Origin of the sequence: Roseovarius litoreus (assembly GCF_900142765.1) — a bacterium.
Taxonomy (GTDB): Bacteria; Pseudomonadota; Alphaproteobacteria; order Rhodobacterales; family Rhodobacteraceae; genus Roseovarius; species Roseovarius litoreus.
In genome coordinates, this window is sequence record NZ_FRCB01000001.1 from 600,071 (window position 1) to 625,970 (window position 25,900).

26 protein-coding genes are annotated in these 25,900 nt (G+C 62.6%); 12 read left to right on the forward strand and 14 right to left on the reverse strand.

The genetic code is table 11. The features are described 5' to 3' along the window. Positions 1-9 precede the first annotated feature (9 nt). The 5 genes from lysA to argH form a co-directional block, all read right to left on the reverse strand. A complete protein-coding gene (gene lysA, locus F3H35_RS02940) occupies positions 10-1,275 on the reverse strand; it encodes a diaminopimelate decarboxylase (RefSeq protein ID WP_149778139.1) in 1,266 nt (421 codons plus the stop codon). Between the two features lie 88 nt (positions 1,276-1,363). Next, a complete protein-coding gene (locus F3H35_RS02945; RefSeq protein ID WP_149778140.1) occupies positions 1,364-2,554 on the reverse strand; it encodes a sugar-transfer associated ATP-grasp domain-containing protein in 1,191 nt (396 codons plus the stop codon). A gap of 187 nt (positions 2,555-2,741) precedes the next feature. Then, positions 2,742-3,047, reverse strand: a complete 306-nt coding sequence (locus tag F3H35_RS02950; RefSeq protein ID WP_007812182.1) for a DUF2834 domain-containing protein — start codon at positions 3,045-3,047, stop codon at positions 2,742-2,744. Continuing rightward, positions 3,044-3,232 carry a hypothetical protein gene (locus F3H35_RS02955; RefSeq protein ID WP_007812180.1) on the reverse strand — a complete coding sequence of 63 codons (189 nt, stop codon included), beginning with the start codon at positions 3,230-3,232 and terminating at the stop codon, positions 3,044-3,046. The genes F3H35_RS02950 and F3H35_RS02955 overlap by 4 nt, the downstream gene beginning before the upstream one ends. Continuing rightward, complete coding sequence (gene argH, locus F3H35_RS02960; RefSeq protein ID WP_149778141.1) at positions 3,229-4,620, reverse strand: argininosuccinate lyase; 1,392 nt, start codon at positions 4,618-4,620, stop codon at positions 3,229-3,231. Before argH ends, F3H35_RS02955 begins: the two co-directional genes overlap by 4 nt. A 22-nt stretch (positions 4,621-4,642) precedes the next feature. Between argH and F3H35_RS02965 the strand changes: the two genes are divergently transcribed. From F3H35_RS02965 to F3H35_RS03010, 10 genes are all read left to right on the forward strand, one after another. Beyond that, on the forward strand, positions 4,643-5,221 hold the full coding sequence (locus F3H35_RS02965; protein WP_149778142.1) for a TlpA family protein disulfide reductase: 579 nt from the start codon (positions 4,643-4,645) through the stop codon (positions 5,219-5,221). A 128-nt stretch (positions 5,222-5,349) separates the two neighbouring features. Beyond that, the gene (locus F3H35_RS02970) at positions 5,350-6,732 is read left to right on the forward strand and encodes a cytochrome ubiquinol oxidase subunit I (RefSeq protein WP_149778143.1); all 1,383 of its coding nucleotides are present in this window, start codon (positions 5,350-5,352) and stop codon (positions 6,730-6,732) included. A gap of 4 nt (positions 6,733-6,736) precedes the next feature. Continuing rightward, positions 6,737-7,738: a cytochrome d ubiquinol oxidase subunit II gene (locus F3H35_RS02975; RefSeq protein ID WP_149778144.1), complete on the forward strand. Its 1,002-nt coding sequence runs from the start codon at positions 6,737-6,739 to the stop codon at positions 7,736-7,738. A 159-nt stretch (positions 7,739-7,897) separates the two neighbouring features. Next, positions 7,898-8,767, forward strand: coding sequence for a tRNA 2-thiocytidine(32) synthetase TtcA (ttcA, locus tag F3H35_RS02980; RefSeq protein ID WP_149778145.1), 870 nt, complete (start codon positions 7,898-7,900; stop codon positions 8,765-8,767). Positions 8,768-8,885: 118 nt separating this feature from the next. After that, positions 8,886-10,700, forward strand: coding sequence for a membrane protein insertase YidC (yidC, locus tag F3H35_RS02985; RefSeq protein ID WP_149778146.1), 1,815 nt, complete (start codon positions 8,886-8,888; stop codon positions 10,698-10,700). After that, positions 10,697-11,443, forward strand: a complete 747-nt coding sequence (locus F3H35_RS02990) for an MOSC domain-containing protein (protein ID WP_149778147.1) — start codon at positions 10,697-10,699, stop codon at positions 11,441-11,443. The genes yidC and F3H35_RS02990 overlap by 4 nt, the downstream gene beginning before the upstream one ends. Further along, complete coding sequence (gene yihA, locus F3H35_RS02995; protein WP_149778148.1) at positions 11,443-12,093, forward strand: ribosome biogenesis GTP-binding protein YihA/YsxC; 651 nt, start codon at positions 11,443-11,445, stop codon at positions 12,091-12,093. The genes F3H35_RS02990 and yihA overlap by 1 nt, the downstream gene beginning before the upstream one ends. Before the next feature lie 72 nt (positions 12,094-12,165). After that, entirely contained in the window at positions 12,166-13,029 is an 864-nt protein-coding gene (argB, locus tag F3H35_RS03000) for an acetylglutamate kinase (RefSeq protein WP_149778383.1), read from the forward strand. 12 nt (positions 13,030-13,041) lie between these two features. Then, positions 13,042-13,671 carry a ferredoxin gene (locus F3H35_RS03005; RefSeq protein ID WP_149778149.1) on the forward strand — a complete coding sequence of 210 codons (630 nt, stop codon included), beginning with the start codon at positions 13,042-13,044 and terminating at the stop codon, positions 13,669-13,671. Further along, on the forward strand, positions 13,668-14,162 hold the full coding sequence (locus F3H35_RS03010) for a SixA phosphatase family protein (RefSeq protein ID WP_149778150.1): 495 nt from the start codon (positions 13,668-13,670) through the stop codon (positions 14,160-14,162). The genes F3H35_RS03005 and F3H35_RS03010 overlap by 4 nt, the downstream gene beginning before the upstream one ends. Before the next feature lie 264 nt (positions 14,163-14,426). Here the strand turns inward: F3H35_RS03010 and F3H35_RS03015 are convergent, their stop codons facing one another. The 8 genes from F3H35_RS03015 to crcB all read right to left on the reverse strand — a co-directional run bounded on the left by F3H35_RS03015 (position 14,427) and on the right by crcB (position 21,903). Then, the gene (locus F3H35_RS03015) at positions 14,427-15,197 is read right to left on the reverse strand and encodes an amino acid ABC transporter ATP-binding protein (protein WP_149778151.1); all 771 of its coding nucleotides are present in this window, start codon (positions 15,195-15,197) and stop codon (positions 14,427-14,429) included. 15 nt (positions 15,198-15,212) lie between these two features. Then, positions 15,213-16,499, reverse strand: coding sequence for an amino acid ABC transporter permease (locus tag F3H35_RS03020; RefSeq protein WP_149778152.1), 1,287 nt, complete (start codon positions 16,497-16,499; stop codon positions 15,213-15,215). Position 16,500: 1 nt separating this feature from the next. Further along, positions 16,501-17,715 (reverse strand): amino acid ABC transporter permease, encoded by a 1,215-nt coding sequence (locus F3H35_RS03025; protein ID WP_149778153.1) that lies wholly within the window; start codon positions 17,713-17,715, stop codon positions 16,501-16,503. 156 nt (positions 17,716-17,871) lie between these two features. Then, positions 17,872-18,888 (reverse strand): amino acid ABC transporter substrate-binding protein, encoded by a 1,017-nt coding sequence (locus F3H35_RS03030; protein ID WP_149778154.1) that lies wholly within the window; start codon positions 18,886-18,888, stop codon positions 17,872-17,874. Between the two features lie 183 nt (positions 18,889-19,071). Beyond that, positions 19,072-19,803, reverse strand: coding sequence for an ATP12 family chaperone protein (locus tag F3H35_RS03035; RefSeq protein ID WP_149778155.1), 732 nt, complete (start codon positions 19,801-19,803; stop codon positions 19,072-19,074). Further along, a complete protein-coding gene (locus F3H35_RS03040) occupies positions 19,800-20,486 on the reverse strand; it encodes an HAD-IA family hydrolase (protein WP_149778156.1) in 687 nt (228 codons plus the stop codon). Before F3H35_RS03040 ends, F3H35_RS03035 begins: the two co-directional genes overlap by 4 nt. Next, positions 20,483-21,529: an RluA family pseudouridine synthase gene (locus F3H35_RS03045; RefSeq protein WP_149778157.1), complete on the reverse strand. Its 1,047-nt coding sequence runs from the start codon at positions 21,527-21,529 to the stop codon at positions 20,483-20,485. Before F3H35_RS03045 ends, F3H35_RS03040 begins: the two co-directional genes overlap by 4 nt. Beyond that, positions 21,526-21,903 (reverse strand): fluoride efflux transporter CrcB, encoded by a 378-nt coding sequence (gene crcB / locus F3H35_RS03050; RefSeq protein WP_149778158.1) that lies wholly within the window; start codon positions 21,901-21,903, stop codon positions 21,526-21,528. The genes F3H35_RS03045 and crcB overlap by 4 nt, the downstream gene beginning before the upstream one ends. A gap of 199 nt (positions 21,904-22,102) precedes the next feature. On the opposite strand from crcB, the gene F3H35_RS03055 reads away from it, so the two are divergent. Both F3H35_RS03055 and F3H35_RS03060 read left to right on the forward strand, forming a co-directional pair. Continuing rightward, complete coding sequence (locus tag F3H35_RS03055; protein ID WP_149778159.1) at positions 22,103-23,365, forward strand: glycerate kinase type-2 family protein; 1,263 nt, start codon at positions 22,103-22,105, stop codon at positions 23,363-23,365. A gap of 4 nt (positions 23,366-23,369) precedes the next feature. Then, the gene (locus F3H35_RS03060; protein ID WP_149778160.1) at positions 23,370-24,533 is read left to right on the forward strand and encodes an amidohydrolase; all 1,164 of its coding nucleotides are present in this window, start codon (positions 23,370-23,372) and stop codon (positions 24,531-24,533) included. Here the strand turns inward: F3H35_RS03060 and F3H35_RS03065 are convergent, their stop codons facing one another. After that, complete coding sequence (locus F3H35_RS03065; RefSeq protein WP_149778161.1) at positions 24,534-25,880, reverse strand: UDP-glucose dehydrogenase family protein; 1,347 nt, start codon at positions 25,878-25,880, stop codon at positions 24,534-24,536. Positions 25,881-25,900: the final 20 nt, after the last annotated feature.

Below are 25,900 nucleotides of genomic sequence, written 5' to 3' on the forward strand. Positions count from 1 at the left end.
CCCATCGCGTCACAGCCACTCAGGGATGGTATCTCGATTTATGATCTCGTCAAAGGTCGGCCTTGCCCTGATGACAGCGAATTGATGCTCATGCACCAGAACTTCGGGCACCAGAGGCCGTGTATTGTACTCGCTGGCCATCACCGCGCCATAGGCGCCGGCACTGCGAAACGCCACCAGATCCCCCTGCGCCAGCGCCGGCATCATCCGCGCCTTGGCAAAGGTATCCCCCGATTCGCACACCGGCCCGACGATGTCATAGGCCGCCTGCTCGGCACCGGGCTGCGGCTCGCGCACGGGAATGATGTCGTGATAGGCGTCATACATCGCGGGCCGGATCAGATCGTTCATCGCCGCGTCGAGGATGAGGAAATCGCGCCCCTCCCCGGCCTTGAGGTAAATCACCTCGCTCACGAGGATCCCCGCATTGCCCACCACCAGACGGCCCGGCTCGATCTCGATCTCGCACCCCAGATGACCCACCGTATCCTTGATGAGCTGGCCATATTCCACCGGCAGCGGCGGCGCCTCGTTCGAGCGGGTGTAAGGAATGCCCAGACCGCCGCCCAGATCCAGCCGCCGGATATCATGCCCATCCGCGCGCAGCGCCTCGGTCAGATCCGCCACCTTTTCATAGGCCAGCCGGAACGGCTCCAGCTCGGTCAGCTGGCTGCCGATATGCACATCGATCCCGACCACCTCGAGACCGGGCATCGCCGCCGCCTCGGCATAGACCTCCCGGGCGCGGGCGATCGGAATGCCGAACTTGTTCTCGCTCTTGCCGGTGGCGATCTTGGCGTGCGTCTTGGCATCCACATCCGGGTTGACGCGCACGGTGATCGGCGCGCGCAGACCCAATGACAACGCCACCTCGTTGAGCGCCACCATCTCGGGCTCGGATTCGACGTTGAACTGCCGGATACCGCCTTCCAGCGCCATCCGCATTTCCTGCCGCGTCTTGCCGACGCCCGAAAAGACGATCCGCTCTCCCAGCACGCCTGCGGCCTTGGCGCGCGCATATTCCCCGCCCGACACCACGTCCATGCCGGCACCCAACTCCGCCAGCGTCTTCAGGATCGCAAGATTGCTCGCGGCTTTCATCGCATAGCAGATCAGATGCTCGGTGCCCGCCAACGCCTCGTCGAACAGCCGGAAATGCCGCGTGAGCGTGGCTGTCGAATAGCAATAGAACGGCGTGCCCACCTGGGCCGCGATCTCGGCCACGGGCACATCTTCGGCGTAGAGCTCGCCATTGCGATAGAGAAAATGATCCATGTCGCGCCCTTAAGGCGATTTATCGCGCGGATCAATCCAAATCGCGGGCGCGCCCGCCGGGAAAGCTCGCCCCCGGCAGGCCCGTCCATCAGCTGCGTTTGCGCTCGGCCTTGATCTTGCGCTTGCACACTTGCCAATACGCATCTGCACGTGCCGCCACCCGGTCGAACACCTCGGCGAAATCGGGATTGTGAATACCCTTGCCCGTCGCCAGCTGGTAGAGCATGTGATGCGGGTTGGCGTTGCACTCGATGATCAGCGGCCCCTCGGGCGTGATCGCGATATCCCAGCCGATCACCCCGAATTTCGGCAAGACCCGATGCGCTTCGGCGGTCATCCGCAGTACCTCGTCCCAATGCGGAATGCGCAATTCGGTGAAAACCGCCTCACTGACCGGGTGACGCTCGATGATCTCCTGATCCGGGCCACTGCCCCGGCGACATTGCAGAACCTGCCCGCTCATCTTGTCCAACTCGGCCAGCATGCTTCCCGGCTGCCAGTAATTGTCCGACATGGCCGATGGCGACGGCACTTTCCAAAGCGCATAAAGACAACTGGGCGTGTCACCGTCGAACACGGTCACGACACGGATGCTGCCCACCGCCTGCCCGGCGACATCGCTCATCATGCTGTGCTGCTGCACGGCATCCTGAAACAGGAACCCTTCCTCATAGCGGGTCTCGACCTCGATTGCGAAAGCGCGCAGGTCGATGCTCTTGCCATTCGCCAGCACCAGCGCGCGCTGCTCGCGATCAAGCGCCACGATAAGGGCCGACCCCACACTCCCCGAGCCTTCTTCCGGCTTTACGAACAACGGATATCGCGCGTCGTTCAGCAAGAATGCCTCGATCTCCTCGACGTCATGCAGCGACCGCAGTTTGCCATAGCTGCGATCCTTCGAGAACACGGCCTGCACCGTCGGCACAGGAAAGCCCAAGGTCGCCATCAGGGTGCCATACATCACCTTGTCGCGCACAAAGGCGCGCAGCCCCGTGATCTGAAGGGGCGACAACCGGCGATTCAGCCGCGCGCTGCCCTTCTCGCCCACATAGGTCATCTTCTCGGCAAGGTTCAGCTCGGGACGATACACCTGATTGGTGTAATATTCGTGGAAATCCATGGCCCGCCAACCGGCGCACAGGCGCATCATCTCGCGGAACTGCCGCAAAGGGCTGATCCCGAACTTGCGCGCGACATCTTCGATCAGCTTCGCGGTCGGGGGCTTCGGCTTGGACGGCGCTTCCAGAAGCGCCATGGTGGGGGTTACGGCTTCGGTCATCGTCTCGGTATCCTCATCAACAAAACTGCCTTCGAGACCGAGTATTGCCGCCGATCATGTCCAAATTTTGGCAACAATGATGTTTTTGCGGGCCGCATTATGCATCTCGTGGACACACAATTACTGCCGGTTACGGATGGCGGCTTGTGGACCCCATCAGGCCCGACGCGCCTGGCCAGCTATCCGATCAGCGTGACCCCGACCGCAGGAACAGATAAAGCGGCAACCCACAGCTGACCCCGATCCCGAAGGTCGCCGGAATGGCGATCAGCCCAAGCCACGCGCGTCGCGTCACACATTCCCAGATCACCCAGACCGTCAGAGTGACCGCCGCGATCGTCAGATCCCAGACAAGGCCACTGGTGGCGGCATTGGCGTGCCATGCATCCACCATCCCCATCAGATCGACGCCGTTTTCCCTGAACCACGCGACAAACCAGCTCATCGGATGCACCGCACCCCAGACCGCCAGCGCCAGCCAGACCCACCTCAAAACGTGGCCCCCACATCCACACTGACGGTCCCGCTGATCCACTTGGTCCCGACCGCGCCGTTCACGCCGCGCTCACCGACACCCACATTGGCCTTCGCCGTGGGGCGGATCGGCTCGCCATCCGCGCCACAGCCCGCAAGGGCCGCCATCGCGGTCAGCGCCAGAACTGCACCGATGCGTGTCATTCCAAAATCTCCTTCCAGCGTGCGATCTGCGCGCGCACCTGCTCGGGGGCGGTTCCGCCATAGCTCATCCGTGACGCCACCGAATTGTGCACGCCCAGAACATCATAGACCGATGCATCGATTTCTCCATGCACCGATTGCATCTCCTCAAGGCTCAACTCCGGCAGGTCGCAGCCCTTGCGCTCGGCCATCGCCACCAGACTGCCCGTCACGTGATGCGCCTCGCGGAAGGGCATCCCCAGAACCCGCACCAGCCAATCCGCCAGATCGGTTGCCGTGCTGAACCCGGCACCCGCCGCCGCCTCCAGTGCTGCGCGCTGCGGGACCATGTCGCGCACCATGCCATCCATCGCGGCCAGCGCCAGCATCAGGTTGTCCGCCGCGTCAAAGACCTGCTCCTTGTCCTCCTGCATGTCCTTGGAATAGGCCAGCGGCAGCCCCTTCATCACCATCATCAACGCCACGTTCGCCCCGAAAATGCGCCCCACCTTGGCGCGGATCAGCTCCGCCGCGTCGGGGTTCTTCTTCTGCGGCATGATGCTCGACCCGGTCGAAAACCGGTCACTCAGCGCCACGAAGCGAAACTGCGCCGACGACCAGATCACCAGCTCTTCGGCAAAGCGGCTCAGATGCATCGCACAGATGCTGGCCGCCCCCAGAAACTCCAGCGCGAAATCCCGGTCGCTCACCGCATCCAGCGAATTCGCCGCAGGCCGGTCAAAGCCCAGCGCCTTCGCGGTCATCTCGCGGTCAATGGGAAACGACGTCCCCGCCAGCGCCGCGGCTCCCAACGGGCATTCGTTCATCCTCTCGCGCGCATCCCGCACCCGGCCCAGATCGCGGCCGAACATCTCGACATAGGCCATCATGTGATGCCCCCATGTCACAGGCTGCGCGGTCTGCAGATGGGTGAAGCCCGGCATCACCCAATCCGCCCCCGCCTCGGCCTGCACCAGCAGCGCCCGGATCAGCGACAGCAACCCGGCCTCCGCCGCATCCAGCTGATCGCGCACCCACAGCTTGAAATCCGTCGCCACCTGATCGTTGCGCGACCGCCCCGTATGCAGCCGCCCCGCAGGCTCGCCCACCACCTCCTTGAGCCGCGCCTCCACATTCATGTGGATATCCTCCAGCGCGGTGGAAAATTCGAACCGCCCCTCCTCGATCTCTGACAAGACCGTGAGCAGCCCTTCCCTCATCGCCTCGGCATCACTATCACTAATGATGCCCGTCGCTGCCAGCATCGCGGCATGGGCGCGCGAGCCGGCGATATCCTGGGCCGCCAACCGCTTGTCGAACCCGATCGAGGCATTGATCGCCTCCATGATCGCGTCCGGCCCGGCGGCAAAGCGGCCGCCCCACATCTGGTTCGAGGTCGTGTCTGTCATGTCTCAGCCCTTCGGAGGGAAAATGAAGATAATTCGTTGCTGCATCCTTTATATGGCGCTCGCACTCGGTGCAAACGGCGCAATGGCCGATATGACCGCCGATCTGTCCGAGATCGCCGCCCTGCGCGACGGCGACATGAAGAAACTCAACTTCCATTCCGAACCGCAGCCCGTCTCGCAAATCCCCTTCACCCGGCAGGACGGCACCACGGGTACGCTCGCCGACTACCAGGGCAAGCATATCGTGCTGAACTTCTGGGCCACATGGTGCGCGCCCTGCCGCAAGGAAATGCCCATGCTCTCCGAGCTGCAGACCGAGCTTGGCGGCGACGCGTTCGAGGTGGTCACGCTGGCCACGGGCCGCAACGCGCCTCCCGCCATGAAGAAATTCTTTGACGAGATCGGCGTCGACAACCTGCCGCTGCACCGCGACCCGCAAAGCGCCATCGCCCGTGAAATGGGCGTGTTCGGCCTGCCGATCACCGTGATCCTGACCCCCGAAGGTCAGGAAATCGCCCGCCTGCAGGGCGATGCCCACTGGAACTCCGACAGCGCCAAGGCGATCCTTCGGGCGCTCATCGACGGCGCGGCTGGCGGCTGACGCCGGGCCCGCACCTGACGCCGCTTCCGCCGCCATGGCCTCAGTGCGGCGGCTGCGCGCACCCCCTTACCGCGGATGGCTCACCCGCTAAATGAAGGTTCAAGAGTAACCTTTACCCGGAGAGCCCCATGGAAGCCCTGCTTCTGTCGCGCGTTCAATTTGCGGCCAATATCTCGTTTCACATCCTGTTTCCGACGATCACGATCGCGCTCGGCTGGGTGCTCTTGTTCTTCCGCTATCGCTTCGCCCGCACGGGCGAACGCAAATGGTGGGACGCCTATATGTTTTGGGTCAAGGTCTTTGCCCTGTCCTTCGCGCTTGGCGTGGTGTCGGGCATTACAATGTCGTTCCAGTTCGGCACGAACTGGCCGGGCTTCATGGAAACCGTGGGCAATGTCGCCGGGCCGCTACTCGCCTACGAGGTGCTGACCGCCTTCTTCCTCGAAGCGGTGTTCCTCGGCATCATGCTTTTTGGCGCCTCCCGTGTTCCGGGCTGGCTGCATATCACCGCCACCTTCCTCGTCGCCTTCGGCACCACCATGAGCGCGTTCTGGATTCTCGTGCTCAACAGCTGGATGCACACGCCCGCAGGGTTCGAACTGCGTGATGGGATCGTGCATGCGACCGACTGGATGGCGATCATCTTCAACCCGTCGATGCCCTATCGCCTCGCCCATATGCTGCTGGCCTCGGGCCTGACCGTGGCGTTCCTCATCGTCGGGATCGTGGCCTTCCGCCGCCTTCTCGGCGACCGGAGCGAAACATCGGCAACACAGCTTCGCTTCGGTCTGGTGCTTGGCGCCGTGCTGATCCCGCTGCAGATCCTCATGGGTGACCTGCATGGCCTGAACACGCTGGAACACCAGCCGCAAAAGGTCGCCGCGATGGAAGGCAACTGGGAAACCGGGCCGAACGTGCCGCTCGTCCTCTTTGCGCTGCCCGACGAGGTCGCCCGCGAAAACCGGTTCGAGATCGCCATTCCCAACGGCGCCAGCCTGATTCTCAAGCATTCCGCCGATGGGGTCGTGCCCGGACTGAACGATTTCGTGGCCGAGGATGGCACCGTTCTGCACCCGCCCGTGGCGCCTGTATTCTGGTCCTTCCGGGTGATGGTCGCCACCGGCATGGCCATGCTGGCACTCAGCTGGGCGGGTCTGGTGCTGCTGCGCCGCCGTGGCGCGCATAACCTGCCCAAACCCTTCCTCTACGCCGGCGTCGCGATGACCTTCTCGGGCTGGGTCGCCACCCTTGCGGGCTGGTATACCACCGAAATCGGCCGTCAGCCGTGGCTGGTTCAGGGCGTGCTCAGCACCGAAGCCGCCGTGGGTGATGTCGCGGCACCGATGGTTCTTGGATCGCTGATCACCTATCTGGTCGTCTACGCCGTCCTGCTGCTGGCCTATATCGGGGTTCTGTTGCACCTCGCCCGCCGGGCAGCGCGTGGGGATACGCCGGTGCGCGAAGAACCCCGCCGCCCGTCCGAAGCTCAGGCCGCGATGCCTGCGGAGTAGAGATATGATCCTCGACGCAACCACCCTGCCGCTGATCTTCGTGACCCTGATGGGCCTGTCGATCCTGCTTTACGTCATTCTCGACGGGTTCGATCTGGGCGTGGGGCTGTTGATGCCCTTCGCCACCCCCGACGAACGCGACCGCATGATCGCCTCGATCGGTCCGTTCTGGGACGCGAACGAAACATGGCTCGTGCTGGCGATCGGGCTTTTGCTGGTGGCCTTTCCCGCCGCCCATGGCACGATCCTCACGGCGCTCTACCTGCCCGTGACCGTCATGCTGATCGGCCTGATCCTGCGTGGCGTCGCGTTCGAGTTCCGTGCCAAGGCGCCCCGCACCCAGAAACCATGGTGGGATCGGGCCTTTTTCGCCGGAAGCTTGATGACCGCGCTCTCGCAAGGCTTCATGCTTGGCATCTACATCCTCGGTCTGCGTTGGACATGGGCCAGCGTGACCTTCGCCCTGCTGACCGCAGGCGCCCTGACCGTCGCCTACAGCTTCATCGGGGCGGCCTGGACCATCCTCAAGACCGACGGCGCGCTCCAGACCAAGGCGGTCCGTTGGGCGCGCGGCGGCATTTGGGGCGTGGTGCTTGGCATGGGGTCGGTCTCGCTGGCCACGCCGCTCACCTCGGACCGGATCATGGACAAATGGTTCGGCTTCCCCGAAATCGTGCTGCTGGCCCCCCTGCCGCTCTGTTCTCTGGCACTGATCGTGATGCTCTGGGTATCGCTGCGCAACCTGCCCTCGGCCAATGACCGGTTCGCATGGCTGCCCTTCGTGGGCGCGATCGGGCTGATGGCGCTTGGCTTTGCCGGGATGGCCTACAGCTTCTATCCCTACATCGTGCCCGAACAGATGGTCCTCTATGACGCCGCCGCCGCACCCGAAAGCCTGCGCATCATCTTCTACGGCGCGCTGGTCGTGATCCCGGTGATCCTCGCCTACACGGTGCTGGCCTATGTGATCTTCCGGGGCAAGGCGACGCAGCTCAGCTACGACTGATCCAGCCCCGGGCACGGCCTGTCCGGGGTCATTTGTGTACGGAAGGGACACAAATCGCGGGCAGCAGGCCGCGTTTCGTCCTGAACGCGTGTAGGTTTCGTACAATTCGTACACAACGCGGGCCTTGCCGGATGGCCCTGAATTGCCTAAAGCGGCAGCATGTTGGACGACGCAAAAGACATCCACCCACTCTTTGCCGGTGCCCCCTCGGGCACCGAGTTCAAAAAGCTGCGCAAACGCATCGTCCGCCAGACCCGCGAAGCGATCGAGCAGTTCGGCATGATCGAAAAAGGCGCCCGCTGGCTGGTCTGTCTTTCCGGCGGCAAGGACAGCTACACGCTCCTTGCGGTGCTGCACGAATTGAAGTGGCGCGGCCTTTTGCCCGTTGATTTATTGGCCTGCAACCTCGATCAGGGCCAACCGGGCTTCCCCGCCACGGTGCTGCCCGAGTTCCTCGAAAAGATGGGCGTGCCCCACCGGATCGAGTATCAGGACACCTATTCCGTCGTGGTCGACAAGGTGCCGCAGGGCCGGACTTATTGCGCCCTGTGCTCCCGCCTCCGGCGTGGCCACCTCTATCGCATCGCCCGCGAAGAAGGCTGCTCGGCGGTCGTTCTGGGCCACCACCGCGACGATATCCTCGAAACCTTTTTCATGAACCTCTTCCACGGCGGCCGCCTCGCCACCATGCCCCCCAAGCTCTTGAACGAGGAAGGCGATGTTTTCGTCTACCGCCCGCTGTCTTTCGTAGCCGAGGTGGATTGCGAGAAGTTCGCGAATTCAATGGGTTACCCCATAATTCCCTGTGATCTCTGCGGCTCTCAGGACGGGCTTCAACGCCAGCAGGTCAAGCGGATTCTGGACGGTTGGGAGGCCAATTCACCCGGTCGCAGACAGGTGATGTTCCGCGCGCTGATGAACGCACGGCCCTCGCATCTTCTGGACCCCGGCCTGTTCGACTTCGCCGGGCTGACCCGTGGCACCCCTCCCGTAGACGGCAATCCCGACGCCCTTCCGCGCCTCCGTTAAGCGCCAGACCCGCTCTGCGCCCAGACAACGCAGCCGGTTTTCGGTGAATCCCCTTGACGTTTGGCCCCGCACTCTGTTGAACCGCCTTGACTGAAAACAGGATGGGTGGCCCCCTGCGATGGACGATCAGAACAAGAACCTCATTCTTGCGACCGCACTGAGCTTTGTCGTCATTCTGGTGTGGTTCGTGCTTTTCCCACCGCCCGAACCGCCCCAGCAGGATGCCACGACGCCTGAAGCGGTCTCGCAGGTCGATGGCAGCGCCACCGCGCCCCTGACCGCCACAGCACCCGCGACGGGCGCCACCGCAGGCACGCCCGCACCCGAGGCCGAAGAACCCGAGGCGCCCCGCGTGGCGATCTCCACGCCCAGCCTTGACGGGTCGATCTCGCTCAAAGGCGGTCGCATCGATCAGCTGTCGTTGAAAAACTACCGCGAGACGCTCGAGCCGGGATCGGACACCGTCACGCTCTTGTCGCCGGTCGGCACCGATAGCGCATACTACGCCTTGTTCGGCTGGGCCCCGGGTCAGGGCCTGACAGCCGAGACGGTGCCGGGCGCCAACACCGTCTGGCAAGTCGAATCCGGCGATCAGCTGTCGCCGGAAACGCCTGTCACCCTAATCTGGGACAACCAGCAGGGCCTGACATTCCGCCGCGAGATCAGCGTTGATGACAAGTTCATGTTCACCGTCACCCAAAGCGTCGAGAATACCGGCGCCGACACCCCGTCGCTGGCGCCTTACGGCATTCTGGCGCGGCATGGTGAACCGGAAGGCCTCAAGAACTTCTTCATTCTCCACGAAGGCGGCATCCGCATGGTCGATGGCCAGTTGTCCGAGATCGACTACGACGATTTCGAACCGGCCTCGAACCACGAAACGCTCACCGTGAACGAAAGCGGCTGGACCGGGTTCACCGACCATTACTGGATGACCACGCTGATCCCGAGTTCGGCTGGCGCGCAGGTCACAACCTTTCAGGACACGCGCCGCAACATCTATCAGACCACGGTTCGCAAGAACACCGAAACGGTGGCACCGGGCCAGAGCGCAGCTGTGACGACGCGGCTCTTTGCCGGGGCCAAGGAATGGGAAACCATCCGTAACTACCAGAACGAGGATGGCATCGATCGCTTTCTGGATTCGATTGACTGGGGCTGGTTCTTCTTCCTGACTAAACCGATTTTCGCTGTCCTGCACTGGCTGAACGTGACGCTGGCGGGCATGGGAATCGCCGGTTCCATGGGGTGGGCGATCATCGGTCTGACCCTGCTTATCAAGGCACTTCTTCTGCCCCTGGCCTACAAGTCCTACGTCTCGATGGCGAAGATGAAGGAACTTCAGCCGCAGATGGAGAAGATCAAGGAATCCGCCGGCAACGACCGTCAGAAGCTTCAGAAGGAAATGATGGAGCTTTACAAGAAGGAAAAGGTGAACCCGGCTTCGGGCTGTTTGCCGATCCTCTTGCAGATCCCGATCTTCTTCTCGCTCTACAAGGTGATCTTCGTCACGCTGGAACTGCGGCATGCCCCGTGGATCGGCTGGATCGACGATCTGTCGGCGCCCGACCCCTCGTCGCTCTATAACCTCTGGGGCATCCTGCCATGGGCCGCGCCCGAGCCCGGCTCGATCATGGCGCTGATCTTCATCGGTATTCTGCCGCTGCTTCTGGGCATTTCGATGTGGCTTCAGCAAAAGCTGAATCCGGCGCCCACCGATCCGACACAGCAGATGATCTTTGCCTGGATGCCTTGGGTCTTCATGTTCATGCTTGGCAGCTTTGCCAGCGGTCTTGTGGTCTACTGGATCGCGAACAACATGATCACCTTTGCTCAGCAATACCTGATCATGCGCTCTCAGGGCTATAAACCCGACGTCTTGGGGAACATCCTGTCCAGTGTGAAACGCAAGCCCAAGACAGAGAAGAAATGACAGGGCATGTGACGGCCCTCTGGCGTCACCCGATAAAGGGGCATGGGCGCGAAGCGATTGACCGCGTCGCGCTGACCGTCGGTCAGACCATTCCGTGGGACAGACGGTGGGCCGTAGCGCATGAACTGGCCGAGGCGGATGATACCGCGTGGGCGCCCTGCACCAACTTCTCGCGCGGCTCCAAGGTCGCGGCCCTGATGGGCATCAACGCGAGATGCGACGAGGCCGCAGGAACCGTGACGCTCAGCCATCCGGAGAGGCCGGAGCTGACCTTCGATCCTGACAAGGATGAGCAAAGGTTTCTGGACTGGGTGCGCCCCTTGATGCCTGATAATCGCGCGCAATCCACTTGCCTCGTCAGGGTCGAAGGCCGCGGCATGACCGACACCGATTACCCCTCGGTCAGCCTTTTGAACCTTGCTTCCAACGCCGCCATGAGCGACGCGATGGATCAGGATATCTCGGCGCTGCGCTGGCGGTGCAACATCCATTTCTCGGGTGTCCCGGCATGGGCTGAATTTGACTGGATTGGCCATACCCTGCGCGTGGGTGATGCGGAACTCCTGGTGCGCGAACGCATTGTGCGCTGTCTTGCGACCACCGCAAATCCCGGCACGGGAGTCCGCGATGCCGACACGTTGGGCACCTTGAATTCCCGCTTCGGACATCAGGATTTCGGGATCTATGCCGAAGTGACCAAAAGCGGCGGGATCGCGATTGGTGACCAAGTGGACGTGCTATAATGAAACTGCCCTTTCCCCTGATGGATGATCCGGATCCGTTTGCTGCCGAACGCGGACGGTTGCTCTTTGCCGGGCCTGTCGACTTCCTCAAGGGTGTCGTGGCAATGTCAGGCCTGCCCCCCGCCGACCGGATCGAGGTGTGCTTTGCCGGCCGTTCGAACGTGGGGAAATCCAGCCTTATCAATGCCCTGACCGGTCGCAAGGCGATAGCACGGGCGTCCAACACACCGGGACGCACACAGGAAATCAATTTCTTTGCTCTTGGCGAGTCGCACTATCTGGTCGATCTTCCGGGCTATGGCTATGCCAATGCGCCGCTCGACAAGGTGGCGGCCTGGCAGGCGCTCTTGAAAAAATACCTCTCCGGCCGACAAAGCCTCAGGCGGGCCTTTGTGCTGATCGACACGCGCCACGGGATCAAGTCCGTGGACGAAGAGATCATGAGCCTTCTGGACAGTTCCGCCGTGACCTTTCAATGCGTGCTGACCAAGGCAGACAAGGTCAAGGACAAGGATCGCGAGGCTGTTCTTGAGCAGGTGCGCGCCAAGCTCGCCAAGCATCCGGCGGCCTATCCCGAGATCATCATGACATCGTCCGAAAAGGGCGACGGCATCGCCACATTGCGCGCAGTGATTGCCACGCTCGAATAGGCGTGCGCGCAAAATACCTTGAATGGCCGCCCACCTCCGGGGATAACCCGCAGGACCTAAGGATCACAGATGATGAAGCAACGTGAAATGAACCGCGACTGGATCGCCACTGCCCGCACCTTGTCCGAAGCACTGCCTTATCTGCAGCGCTATGATGGCTCGATCGTTGTGATCAAGCTGGGTGGCCACGCCATGGGCAGCGATGAGGCGATGGAGACTTTCGCCCGCGATGTGGTGCTCATGCAGCAGGTGGGCGTCAACCCCGTGATCGTCCATGGCGGCGGGCCGATGATCAACCAAATGCTTGAAAAGCTTGATATAAAATCCGAGTTCGTGAACGGCAAGCGCGTGACCGATGAGACGACGATGGAAGTCGTTGAAATGGTGCTGTCGGGCCGTGTGAACAAGCGGATCGTTCAGGCGATCAACGGTCAGGGTGGCAAGGCCGTTGGCCTGTCGGGCAAGGATGCCGGGCTGATCACATGCGATCCCGCCGATCCGGCTTTGGGGCTGGTCGGTAACCCGACGGAGATCAATCCGTCGATCCTTCACACGCTGTTCCGGGACGACGCGATCCCGGTGATCGCACCGCTTGGGGCGGGCAGGAATGGTGAGACCTACAACATCAATGGCGATACCGCGGCCGGTGCGATTGCGGCGGCATTAAAGGCCGATCGCCTTCTTTTATTGACCGATATTGACGGTGTGCGTGATGCGACGGGCGAGGTGGTGACCGAACTCACCGCAGATCAGATCCGCGAGATGACCCGGGAGGGCGTGATTGCGGGCGGGATGATTCCCAAGACCGAGACGGCGCTGGCGGCGATCGACGGTGGGGTGCGCGCGGTGGTCATTCTGGACGGGCGGGCGCCGAATGCGGTGTTGCTGGAGCTTTACACAGAACATGGCGCCGGGTCGCTGATCCGAGCGCGCTAGGGGTAAGCCGTGATGCTGCAAGACATTGAAAACGAAGTCGAAAAGCAGCATCTGAGCATCCTTGGAGGCGTGACGGAAGCGGTTCCGGAAGGGATCGGGACGTTGCTGTTGCTGGGACCGAGGGAGCCGGGGTTCTGGGAGGTGTTCACGGCGTCGGAGGAATATCGCGACGGGCAGGCAGACCCATTGGACAGGTGGTCATCACGAGTGATTGGTGATCTGGGCAATACCCTGAATGCAAAGCCTTTTTTCCCATTTGGCGGCCCGCCCTGGGAGCCGTTTCTGCAATGGGCGCTTGACAGCGGCCGGGCGCATGTGTCGCCTGTGGGATTGCTGGTGCATGACACGGCGGGGTTGATGGTGTCGTTTCGCGGGGCCTTGGGCTTTGCGACCCGGATGGACCTTCCCGAGATACCGCTAAACCCATGTGATAGCTGCGAAAAACGGCCCTGCCTGACGGCCTGCCCGGTGGATGCCCTGCGCCCTGACGGATATGATGTGGCAGCCTGCAAAACCGATCTGGATCGCAAGGAAAATGATTGTATGTCAAAGGGTTGCGCGGTGCGCCGGGTCTGTCCGATCAGCGTTGGATATGGTCGGCTGGAAGAACAATCGGCATTCCACATGAGGGCTTTCAAATGAAACGGTTGATCCTGATGCGGCATGCGAAATCGAGCTGGGATCACCCGGGCATGAGCGACCATGAGAGGCCCTTGAACGCGCGGGGAATACGCTCTGCAAAGGCGCTTGGGGAGTGGCTGAAAGAGCGCAATTTCACTCCAGATGAGATACTTAGCTCAAGCTCCACCCGGACGCGCGAGACGTTTGCGAACTTGGGGTCGAGGGGAGATGTGCAGTGGTTGGACCGGCTTTATCATGCCGCTCCCGAGGATATGCTGCGCGCCTTGATGCAGGCCACGGAGCACACCGTTCTGATGCTGGGGCACAATCCCGGAATTGCGGAATTCGCACAAGATGTAGTGGAAATAGCGCCAGATCACCCAAGATTTGACGATTATCCAACCGGCGCCACGCTTGTGGCGGAGTTCGATATCGACGATTGGAGCCTTCTGGAAATGGGCACGGGCCGGACCCTTGCGTTTGTCGTTCCGCGCGAGCTCACCGGGGACTGAATAAAGCGTTTCGCGAAAAACCTGACCCGCAGATTTTCGCGAAATGCAGTGCTCCGTTCAATCGTTGCGCGCGTTCCGCCTGTCGCTGATGCCTCAGGTCAAAGGCGGAACGCTTTAGCGTACAATTCGTACGAAACCTACACGCGTTCAGGACGAAACTCGGGATGAACCGGGAAATTTGTGTCCATCCTGTACACAAATCACCATCCGCGACGAAAAACGCGGCCCCCAAAGGGACCGCGCCATGTCGCGAAACGCCGCCTTTCAGTGACCGAGGATCTGGCTGAGGAACAGCTTGGTCCGGTCCGATTGCGGGTTGTTGAAAAACTCTTCGGGTTCGTTCTGTTCGACGATCTGCCCCTGATCCATGAAGATCACCCGGTTGGCGACCTGACGGGCAAAGCCCATCTCGTGGGTGACGCAGAGCATGGTCATGCCTTCTTCGGCAAGGGCAACCATCGTGTCGAGCACTTCTTTGATCATCTCGGGGTCGAGCGCCGATGTCGGTTCATCGAACAGCATGATCCGAGGACGCATGCAGAGCGAGCGGGCGATGGCGACACGCTGCTGCTGACCTCCCGAAAGCTGACCGGGGTATTTGTCGGCCTGTTCGGGGATCTTCACCTTTTCGAGGAAATGCATCGCGATGTCTTCGGCTTCGCGCTTGGGGATCTTGCGCACCCAGATCGGGGCCAGCGTACAATTCTCGAGGATGGTGAGATGCGGGAAGAGGTTGAAGTGCTGAAACACCATACCGACTTCGGAGCGGATCCGGTCGATGTTCTTGAGATCGCTGGACAGCAGGGTGCCATCCACGATGATCTTGCCTTGCTGGTGTTCTTCCAGAGCGTTGATGCAGCGGATCAGCGTGGACTTGCCCGACCCCGAGGGACCGGCGATCACGATACGTTCGCCGCGATACACGGTCAGGTCGATGTCGCGCAGCACATGGAAGGCGCCATACCACTTGTTCATGTTCTCGATCGAGATGGCGATCTCGTCGGAGATTTGCAAAGCTGCCGGTTGTTCCGTCATGACACTGACCTTTCCTTAACGATGGTCGCGCTGCAGCTGACGCTCCAGCCATTGCGAATATTGCGAGATGCCGTAGCAGACGACGAAGAACAGCACGACGGCGAAGCCCCACAGTTCCCAGTAGACGCCGTTCCATTCGGTCGCGGCCAGGATCGGACCCCGGATCATGCCGACGAGATCGAACATCGAGATCACCGACACCAGTGTGGTGTCCTTGAACAGCCCCACCGAGACGTTGACGATACCGGGGATCGAGATCTTGAGAGCCTGCGGCAGGATGATGAGGCGCATGGACTGCGCGTAATCCAGACCGAGGCTGTCGGCGGCTTCATACTGACCACGCGGCAGGGCGGCGAGACCGCCCCGGATCACCTCGGCAATATAGGCCGAGGCGAACATGGTGATCATGATGATGACGCGCAGGATCAGGTCGAAATTGCTGCCCGGCGGCAGGAAATAGGCCAGCACCACATTGGCAACGAACAAGAGCGTGATCAGTGGCACGCCGCGAATGAATTCGATGAAGATCACGCAGATCCATTTTATGATCGGCATGTCGGATTGCCGGCCAAGCGCCAGAAGGATGCCGAACGGCAGGCTGAGCGAGACGCAGACGGTGCCGAGGATCATGTTCAGCATGAAGCCGCCCATGTCGCGCGAGGGCACCGGAGTCAGCGCAAGGGTCTCGGAGGCGGCGGCGGAGACAAAGCCACCCAGCCACCAGACCAGAACGACCGCGACCACACCTGTCAGCGCGGCTGTGGCGAACCCCTTGGTTTCGAACCGAAGGAACACGACATAGCCCACGATAAGGCCAATCAGGGCGACCAGCGGCACAAGCAGGGTTCCGCCCCAGATCAGCCAGAAGGCGATGAACGGGTAAAGGCCGGTGAAGATCAGCAATTTGCGCGGCAAGGCCACGAAGAGCACCGGCGCCACGGCCACGAAAAGCAGAACAAAGGCCAGAGTGGGCCGCCAGTATTGTTCGGACGGGTATTGGAAACCGAAGAGCAGTTGGTTCCAACGTTCCGTCAGCACCGAGAAACAGCCCCCGGTCGCGCCCTGAAGCACCTCGCGGCACTCCGCGAGGCTGGAGGTGGTCCAGACACCGTTCAGGAACCAGGGCATCGCGCCCGAGACGATCTGATAGATGAAATAGATCGCCAGAAGGGTCATGACCGTGTTGATCGGACCCGGAAAAAGGTTGTCACGCACCCATTTGATCGGGCCTGCCGCGGTTGCGGGCGGGGCTTTTTCGGGCAGCATCTCGCGCCGGACGAAGGCGATATCGGATTTGGACATCTCAGCGCTCCTTCAGTTTCACGGCGTTGTTGTAGACGTTCATCACCGCCGAGATGGCAAGGCTGATGGCGAGGTAGAAGAGCATCAGCAGAAGCACTGTCTCGATCGCGCGGCCCGTCTGGTTGAGGGTGATGCCCCCGAGGGTGCCGGTGATGTCCATGTAGCCCACGGCGATGGCCAGAGAGCTGTTCTTGGTCAGGTTGAGGTATTGCGAGATGAGCGGCGGAATGATGATCCGCAGCGCCTGAGGCAGGATCACGAGGTTCATGATCCGGTTGGGGCGCAGGCCAAGGCTGGCGGCGGCTTCGGTCTGGCCCTTGCTGACGGCAAGGATGCCGGCGCGGACGTTTTCCGCGATGAAGGCGGCGGTATAGATCGACAGGGCGAACCACAGCGAGATGAACGAGTTGCGCGCGTAGATGCCGCCCTGGAAGTTGAAGCCCTGAAGCGAGGGGTATTCCATCGAGATGGGGCGGCCCGCGATGAAGAACATCAGCACGGCGGGCACGAAGAACAGCCCCACCGACGGCCAGAAGACCGGCAGCAGGCGACCCTTCTGGAACAGTTGTTTGCGCGCATAGGAGCGGTAGACGAAGATGCCGATGATCGAGGCGAGGAATGTCAGGACGACGATGGTGGAGCCGGTCTCGAACACGGGTTTGGGGAAATAGAAGCCGCGGCCGGTAAAGGCGAAGGCATCCCAGAGCATCGAGGCTTCGGCATCATCGCCCCGGAAATCGCGCGGCTGGGGCAGGACGGCGGTGAACACCGCCATGATGATGAGGATCCAGATCAGCACCGGCACGTTGCGGAAGATTTCAACGTAGACCGACATCAGCTTGCGGATCAGCCAGTTCTGGGAGAGGCGCAGCACGCCGACGACCACACCGATGACGGTGGCGAGGATACAGCCCAGAAAGGCCACCAGCAGCGTATTGAGCACCCCGACGATCGAGGCCCGAAGATGGGTGGACTGGCTGTCGTATTCGATGAGGCGCTGGTTGATGTCGTAGCCCGCAGGCTCTGACAGGAAGCCGTAGGAAATATTGAGGCCCGCATCACGGAGGTTCTGGGCCAGGTTGCTGCCGAGATAGGCGAACAAGGCGATCAGCAGAACCAATGCAATGAATTGAAAGGTATAAGAGCGGTAACGGGTATCGTTGATGAGCTTGGACAGCGTGAACGATTCCCCCCGCGGAGGAGAGATGCTGGTCATGAATTCTTCCCTGGCTGCCGGCGTATTTTTATGGATCGATCACAGCGCAGGCTGTCCCGAAGGTCCGGCTTTGTTGTCTTGGTGCCTTGGCGTTTCGCGAAATGCCTTGGACACAGGGGAAGGGCGCGGAAGTTCCGCGCCCTTCGACAGGTTTGTTTAGCGGAAGGGCGGTGAGTAGAGCAGGCCGCCTTCGGTCCACTGGGCATTCAGACCACGGCTGAGGCCGATCGGCGTGTTCTCACCGATGTTCTTCTCGAACAGCTCGCCATAGTTGCCGCCCGCCATGATGGCGCGCTTGGCCCATTCGGCGTCCAGACCCAGCATTTCGCCCAGAGTGCCTTCGGTGCCGAGCAGACGGTTGATTTCCGGGTTGTCGGTGCCGTTGGCCAGCTCGGCGATATTGGCCGAGGTCACGCCGTATTCTTCGGCAGCGATCAGCGCGTTCAGCGTCCAGCGTGCGATATCGCCCCATTCGCTGTCACCGTGGCGCACCAGCGGGCCAAGCGGCTCTTTCGAGATGATCTCGGGCAGAATCACGTGCTCGGAGGGGTTTTCGAACGCGGCGCGGGTTGCGGCCAGACCGGAAGCGTCGGTGGTGTAGACGTCACAGGCACCTTCCAGATAGAGCGGCTGCGCTTCGGCGTTGGTTTCGATCGGAACCGGCTCGTAGCTGATGTTGTTCACACGGAAGAAATCCGCGAGGTTCAACTCGGTGGTGGTGCCGGTCTGGATGCAGACGGTCGCGCCATCGAGTTCCTTGGCCGAAGTCACGCCCAGAGATTTCGGGACCATGAAGCCCTGACCATCGTAGTAGTTCACGCCGACGAATTCGAACTTCAGGTCGACATCGCGCGAGAAGGTCCATGTGGTGTTACGTGCCAGAAGGTCGATTTCGCCCGACGCCAGAGCGGTGAAGCGCGTCTTGCCGGTCGTGGGAACGAATTCGACTGCGGTCGGATCGCCGAGAACAGCAGCGGCAACAGCACGGCACACGCCAACATCGAACCCCTGCCATTCGCCGTTCGCGTCAGGCGCGGCGAAGCCGACAAGGCCCGTCGTCACGCCACAGTTCAGCTTGCCACGGGCTTTGACGTCGTCAAGCGTGGCTGCTGCAGCGGCGCCAGCGGAAAGCCCGGCGATGGTCAACGCGCCCAGAATCACGGTTTTTTTCATGTTTACCTCTTCCTGATTGTCCGCTCTTACACGAACGGTTTGTGCGGCCCGGAAGACCCGAGCTTACTGTGAACCGGGCCACAGCCCGATCAGTGGTCGCAAGTTTGGTTGGATTCATCACAAAAGGTCAAGACCCGGATCACCAAAAACAATGATCCTTGGCATAGGGTATCGTAACGTAAATCAGTCCTGAAGCCAGGCGCGCGGCGCGCCCGAAAGATCATGAAACCTCTTGGCGGCCAGAAAGTCAGATTCTTTTAGTGCAGCCTGTTCAGCGGCTTCTTCGTCAACGCCCCACAGTTCTGCCTGCCATTGCTCGTCCACGCGGGAGAGCTGCCAGAGAGCGTCGGGGGGGCGGTGGCCGGTCAGGGCGGCGAATCCTATGACCAGAGAGCCGGACAGGCTGACGAGATCGTGAAAGGCGGTCAGCGTGAATGCATCCATTTTGTGCACAGGGCCTGTCAAAGCGGCAAGTGCGGCCTCGTCCTGCGGCGCATGCATGACCCCGGTCACGGTGCGAAGACGCACACCGAATGTCGCTTCGGCCCAGTCAAGCAAGGGATCCCAGGCCTCGGACTGACGGCGGATCAGCTCAACGGGGCTTGCGGCGCGATAGCACAGCAGATCCGCGTCACCGTAATCGGCCAGCATCTGCGCCACTTCGGAATGCTGGTGGCGGACCTTGTCGATGGCGGCATTGGCGGCGCGGGTGACCGGCATGCTGTGCGGGTTGATCACATCCTCCTGCGCGTCCCATTCGGCGGCGATGGCGCGGGCCATGTCCTCGGTCGGGACAACGAGCGGTGCCTTGGCGGGGGTCTTGACCGGGCGGCCATCGAGGCGCACGGCGAAACCGTCGTCCCGCGCGTCAACCTCGGCTGTTTTCCAGAAGCGTTTTGCCTTCCATTCGCTCATGACGCTTTCTCCCACAGAAGATCGAGACAGGCGGGCAACTGGCTGAAATCGTCGATCACGCGGGCCGCGTGATGCAGATGCTCGCGCGGATGATAGCCCCAGCTGACGCCGATTCCCGTGATGCCGGCGGCGTGGGCCATCTCCATGTCGAAACTTGTGTCGCCGATCATCACCGTGCAATCCGGCGCCACGCCGGTTTCGGACAGCGCCGCCTGCAGCATCGAGGGATGCGGTTTGGAGGGGTGATGATCGCTGACTTGCTGGGTCACGAAATAGCGGCGCAGATCATGGGCATCGAGCAGCTTGTCCAGCCCGCGACGGGACTTCCCGGTGGCCACGCCCAGAAGCACGTCGGGGATCGCATGCAATGTCTCGATCGCCTCGAGCGCGCCGGGATAGAGCGGCGAGGATTGCGCGGCGCCGGATTGCGCGCGCAGCTCCATATAGGCCTCTTTGTACCAATCGACCATCTGCCCGTGGCGGCCCGGATCAAGCGCGGGCGCAAGCCGCGCCACGGCGACATCCAACGACAGGCCGACGATGCCAAGCACCGTTTCGCGCGGCGGTACGGGATGACCGGCCCGATCGAAGGCATGGGCCATCGCGGCGAGAATATCGGCCTGACTGTCGACCAGCGTGCCGTCCACGTCGAAGATGACAAGACGCAAGGGACGGCTGGTCATTGCAGATCCTCGAACGGATCATCCGGCGCCTCGGAGGTCTGCCACTGGAACATGTCCCAGGTGCGTTTCATGTGATCGGGCAAGGGTGCGGTCAGGTGCAGGCGGGCGCGCGAAACGGGGTGCTCGAGCGTCAGGGACCGGGCATGGAGATGCAGTTTGCGGCTGATTTCGCCGCCCAGTTGGGCGCCCCAGCCGTCGCCCATGTTTTCCTGACCGGAGCCGCCATATTTGCCGTCGCCCACGATGGGATGACCGATCTCGGCCATATGGGCGCGCAGCTGATGGGTGCGGCCCGTCACCGGCACAAGGGCTACCCAAGCGCAGCGCGCACCGGCGGATTCGATCACGGCGAAATCCGTGGTGGCGCGTTTGGCGCCGGGGGTGCTCTCGACGGCCTCGGGATGCAGGCAGAGCATCTTTTCGCCTTCGCCCTGCGCGCCATGCCCGGGAGCCTTGACCAGTCCGAAGCGGATCGTGCCCATGCGCGGGCTTGGCACACCGGCGACGGCGGCCCAATAGATCTTGCGGGTGTCGCGGTGGCGGAACCCGGCGGTCAGGGTCTTGGCCACGGCGCGGCTGCGGGCGAGGATCAGAACGCCCGAGGTGTCCTTGTCGAGCCGGTGCACGAGCCGGGGCTTTTCCTCGGCGCCGAAGCGCAGCGCGTCGGCGAGCCCGTCGACATGGCGGGTCTGCTTGCTGCCGCCCTGCACCGGCAGGCCCGGGGGCTTGTTCAGCGCGATGATGTGGTCGTCACGGTAGATCACGGCGGACTGGATCATGCGCGCGTCGGCATCGCTGATGCGGCTGTGCGGCGACGCGCTGTCGATCTGACCGGGATCGGGCAGAGGGGGGATGCGGACCTGCTGGCCCACCTCGAGCCGGGTGCTGGCCTTGACGCGGCCGCCATCGACCCGAAGCTCGCCCTTGCGGCACAGTTTCTCGATGCGCCCCTGAGAGACATGCGGGAAGTGCCGGCGCAGCCAGCGGTCAAGCCGCTGGTCGGCATCGCCTTCGGTAACCGTCAATGTCTGAACGCCGCTCATGCCCATATCCCCCGTGCAATCCAGACGCCAAGCGCCAATGCGCCCAGAGAGCCGATGATCGACAACACCACGTAAAGCCCCGCCGAGCCGAGCTGACCGCGCTCATAAAGGGTGAATGCCTCGAGCGAGAAAGCCGAGAATGTGGTGAACCCGCCCAGAAGCCCGGCCATGACCAGCGGATTGAGATGCGTCAGACCCTTCTGGGTCGAGAACACGGCAAAGACCCCGATCAGGAAGCTGCCCAGCACATTGACGCTGAGCACACCGACGGGAAAGCCGGGACCGCTGAGCCGCAGCAAGGCAAGCCCGGTGCCGAAGCGCAGCATCGCACCGATCGCACCACCAAGGGCCACGTGAAGAAAGGTCATGAACATGGCCGCGTCTGTCGCGCGCCACCCGTGGATTGTCAAGCTGCGCTGATGTTTGAAGGCACGCGCGCGGCAAAGCGCGACTGGATTTTTGCGGCGCGGCTGCGCCCGCTGACGCGTTCCGCATGTTGCGAAATCTGTGATTCAGGTTCTTCGCGAAACGCTTTAGGGTGCAAGGTGTCACATGCGAAAGGCCCGTTTCCCGATGTCCGATCCGATCCCCTTCCTGCGCCGCCTGTTCGACCGGGCGGTCGAAGTGGCCGACCCCATGCAAAGCCTGGCACAGGCCCTGCCCGAGCGCCCCGAGGGGCGGCTGGTGGTGATCGGCGCGGGCAAGGCGAGCGCGCGGATGGCCGAGGCCGTCGAGGCGGCTTACGGCCCCTGTGAGGGGCTGGTCATCACGCGCTATGGCTATGCCCGGCGCTGCGAGGGGATCGAGATCGTGGAAGCGGCGCATCCGGTGCCGGATACCGCCGGGCTGCAGGCCACCGCGCGCATGCTGGAGCTGATGCGGGGGCTTGGCGAGGGCGACATGGTGCTGGCGCTGATCTCGGGCGGGGCATCGGCGCTTTTGGTGCAGCCTGCGGGGGCGATCACGCTGGAGGAAAAACAGGCGGTGAACTCGGCGCTTTTGTCCTCGGGGGCGCCGATCGGCCAGATGAACATTTTGCGCAAGCATCTGAGCCGGGTGAAAGGCGGGCAACTGGCCGCCGCCGCGCATCCCGCGCGAATGCTGGCGCTGTTGATTTCGGACGTGCCGGGCGATGATCCGGCGATGATCGGCTCGGGCCCGACGGTGGGGGATGCCAGCACCCCCGCCGATGCGCGCGCCATTCTGGAGCGGCACGGGATCGAGGTGCCGCAATCGGTGCGCGATGTGCTGGAGGGGCCGAGCGGCGTCGTGCCGCCCGGCGACCCGAGACTGTCCGGGGTGGAAAACGTGATCTATGCCGCCCCGTCGCAATCCTTGGAGGCCGCAGCCGAAATCGGACGGGCCGAGGGGCTGACTGTGCGGGTTCTGGGCGATGCGCTGGAGGGGGAGGCGCGCGAGTTGGCGCGCGATCACGCGGCGCTGGCCCTGGAAATTCAGGGCGCCCTTGGGCCGGGGGATGCGCCGGTGCTGCTGTTGTCGGGGGGAGAGTTGACGGTCACGCGCAAGGGCGATGGCGTGGGCGGGCCGAATGCGGAATATGCGCTGGCCATGGCGATTGCACTGGACGGGGCAGAGGGCATTCATGCGATGGCCTGCGATACCGACGGGGTGGACGGCGCCGCCGAGGTGGCGGGTGCCGCCCTTGGGCCGGACACGTTGACCAAGGCGCGCGCGGCAGGGGTGGACGCCGCCGAGGCGCTGGCCCGCAACGATGCGCATTCCTTTTTCGCAGCGATCGGCGATCAGGTGGTGACCGGGCCGACGCTGACCAATGTCAACGATTTCCGCGCGATCAGGATCGCGCCGAAGGGGTAGTCGCATGGAGCGGATCGCCCGCCTTGACCCACAGATGCGCGCATGGCGTCACGGGTTTCACCGGCATCCGGAACTGGGCTTCGATCTGCCATGGACCAGTGAGCGCGTGGCCGGTTTGCTGGAGAGCTTCGGGCTTGAGGTGCATCGCGGTATCGGGGGATGCGGTGTTGTCGGTGTCTTGCAGAGGGGCAATGGCACGCGCAGCATCGGCATCCGGGCCGATATGGATGCGCTGCCGATCACCGAAGACACCGGGCTGGACCATGCATCCGAAATCACGGGGCAGATGCATGCCTGTGGACATGACGGGCATATGACCATGGCGCTTGGTGCGGCCATGCTACTGGCCGAAGAGGGCGCTTTCAGCGGGCGCGCGGTGTTCGTCTCTCAGCCCAATGAAGAGCATGGCGAAGGGGCCGCGGCGATGATCGCGGATGGGCTGTTCGAGCGGTTCGGCATCGACGAGATTTATGGCGCGCACAACATCCCCGGCCTGCCGGTCGGTCAGTTCGCCACCCGCGCCGGGCCGATCACCGCCAGCGAAGCTCTGTTCGAGATCGAGGTTTCGGCGCGCGGTGGTCACGCGGCGCTTCCGCATATGGGCGTCGATGCGATCACCGTCGGGGCGCAGATCGTCGGCGCGCTGCAAACGATCGTGTCGCGCAAGCTGGACCCTGCGCAGAACGGTGTCGTGTCGGTCACGGAATTCAGCACAGACGGGCGGCGCAACGTGCTGCCGGGGCACGCCACGCTGAGGGGTGACGCGCGCGCCCTGACGCCCGAGACCAACGCCGGGATCGAGGCCGCCATGCGACAGCTGGTGGAGGGCATTTGCACCGCGCATGGGGTCAGTGCGACGGTCAGCTACGAGACGATCTTTCCGCCAACGATCAATGCGCCCGGCCCGGTGGCCGAGGCGGTGGCGACAGCGGATGATCTGGGGATTTCAATCGACGGGGCCTGCGCACCCAAGCTGTTTTCCGAGGATTTCGCCCATATGGCGGCGCGCGTGCCGGGCTGTTTCGTGCTGATGGGCAATGGCACCGACGGCAGGCATGCACGCCCGCTGCATTCCAGCGATTACGAGTTCAACGATGCCGCATTGGCGCCGGGAGCGGTCTTCTGGGCAAGGCTTGTGGAGCGGCGCCTGGCCCGAGACAGCCGGTGATCAGGCGGTTTTGCGATCTTCGCCCGCGGCAGCGATGAAGCCCAAGCGACCGATGCTTTCATACGCTTCGAAGCCGGCGCGCTTGGCGTCCTTGACCGAATAGATGTTGCGCAGATCGGCAAGGCGCGGCGTCGCCATCTTGCGGGCGATGCGCTTGAGATCGAGGGCGCGGAACTCGTTCCATTCGGTCAGGATCACCAGAAGATCGGCATTGTTGGCGCATTTATAGGCGTCGTCATGCCATTGCACGCCGGGTAGAAGATGCTCGCCCTCGCGCCGGCCTTGCGGATCGCAGACACGGACCTTGGCACCGCTGCCGACAAGGGAGGGCACGATGGTCAGGGCCGGCGCCTCGCGCATGTCGTCGGTGTTGGGCTTGAAGGTGACGCCGAGGATGCCGATTGTCTTGCCGTTGAACGTGCCGTCGCACATGTCCAGCAGCTTGTCGATCATGCGGCGCTTTACATCCTCGTTCACGGCGATCACCGCCTCGGTGATGTGCAGCGGCACGCCATGTTCCTGACCGGTGCGGGCCAATGCGCGGGTGTCCTTGGGAAAACAGCTTCCGCCATAGCCGGGACCGGCATGGAGGAACTTGTTGCCGATCCGACCGTCAAGGCCCATGCCCTGAGCGACCTGTTTCACATCGGCGCCGGTGCGTTCGCAGAGTGCCGCGATTTCGTTGATGAAGGTGATCTTGGTCGCGAGAAAGGCGTTGGCGGCGTATTTGATCATCTCGGCGGATTCCAGATCGGTGGTCAGGATCGGGAATTCGCGCAGGTAAAGCGGGCGGTAGATCTCGGCCATGACATCGGCGGCGCGCTCGGACTGCACACCGACGACGACGCGGTCGGGCTTCATGAAATCCTCGATCGCCGCACCTTCGCGCAGGAATTCGGGGTTGGAGGCCACGTCGAAATCGAGATCGGGATTGGCCTTTTTCATCACCTGCTTGACCTGCCGGTTGGTGCCGACAGGAACGGTCGACTTGGTGACGACGACGACATATTGGCTGGCGGCGCGGGCGATTTCCTCGGCTGCGGCCATGACATAGGTGAGATCGGCGTGACCGTCGCCGCGCCGGGTGGGCGTGCCGACGGCGATGAACACGGCTTCGGCCCCTTCGATGGCCTGCGCCAGATCGCCAGTGAAGGACAGGCGGCCCGCCTCGACGTTCTTTTCCAGGAGCGCATCGAGACCCGGCTCGAAGATCGGCACCTCGCCGCGTTCGAGCATTTCGATCTTGCGGGGGTCCTTGTCGACACAGACGACATCATGCCCGAAATCCGAGAAGCACACACCGGAGACAAGGCCCACATAGCCGGTTCCGATCATCGCGATTTTCATGGTTGATTACCTTCCAGACC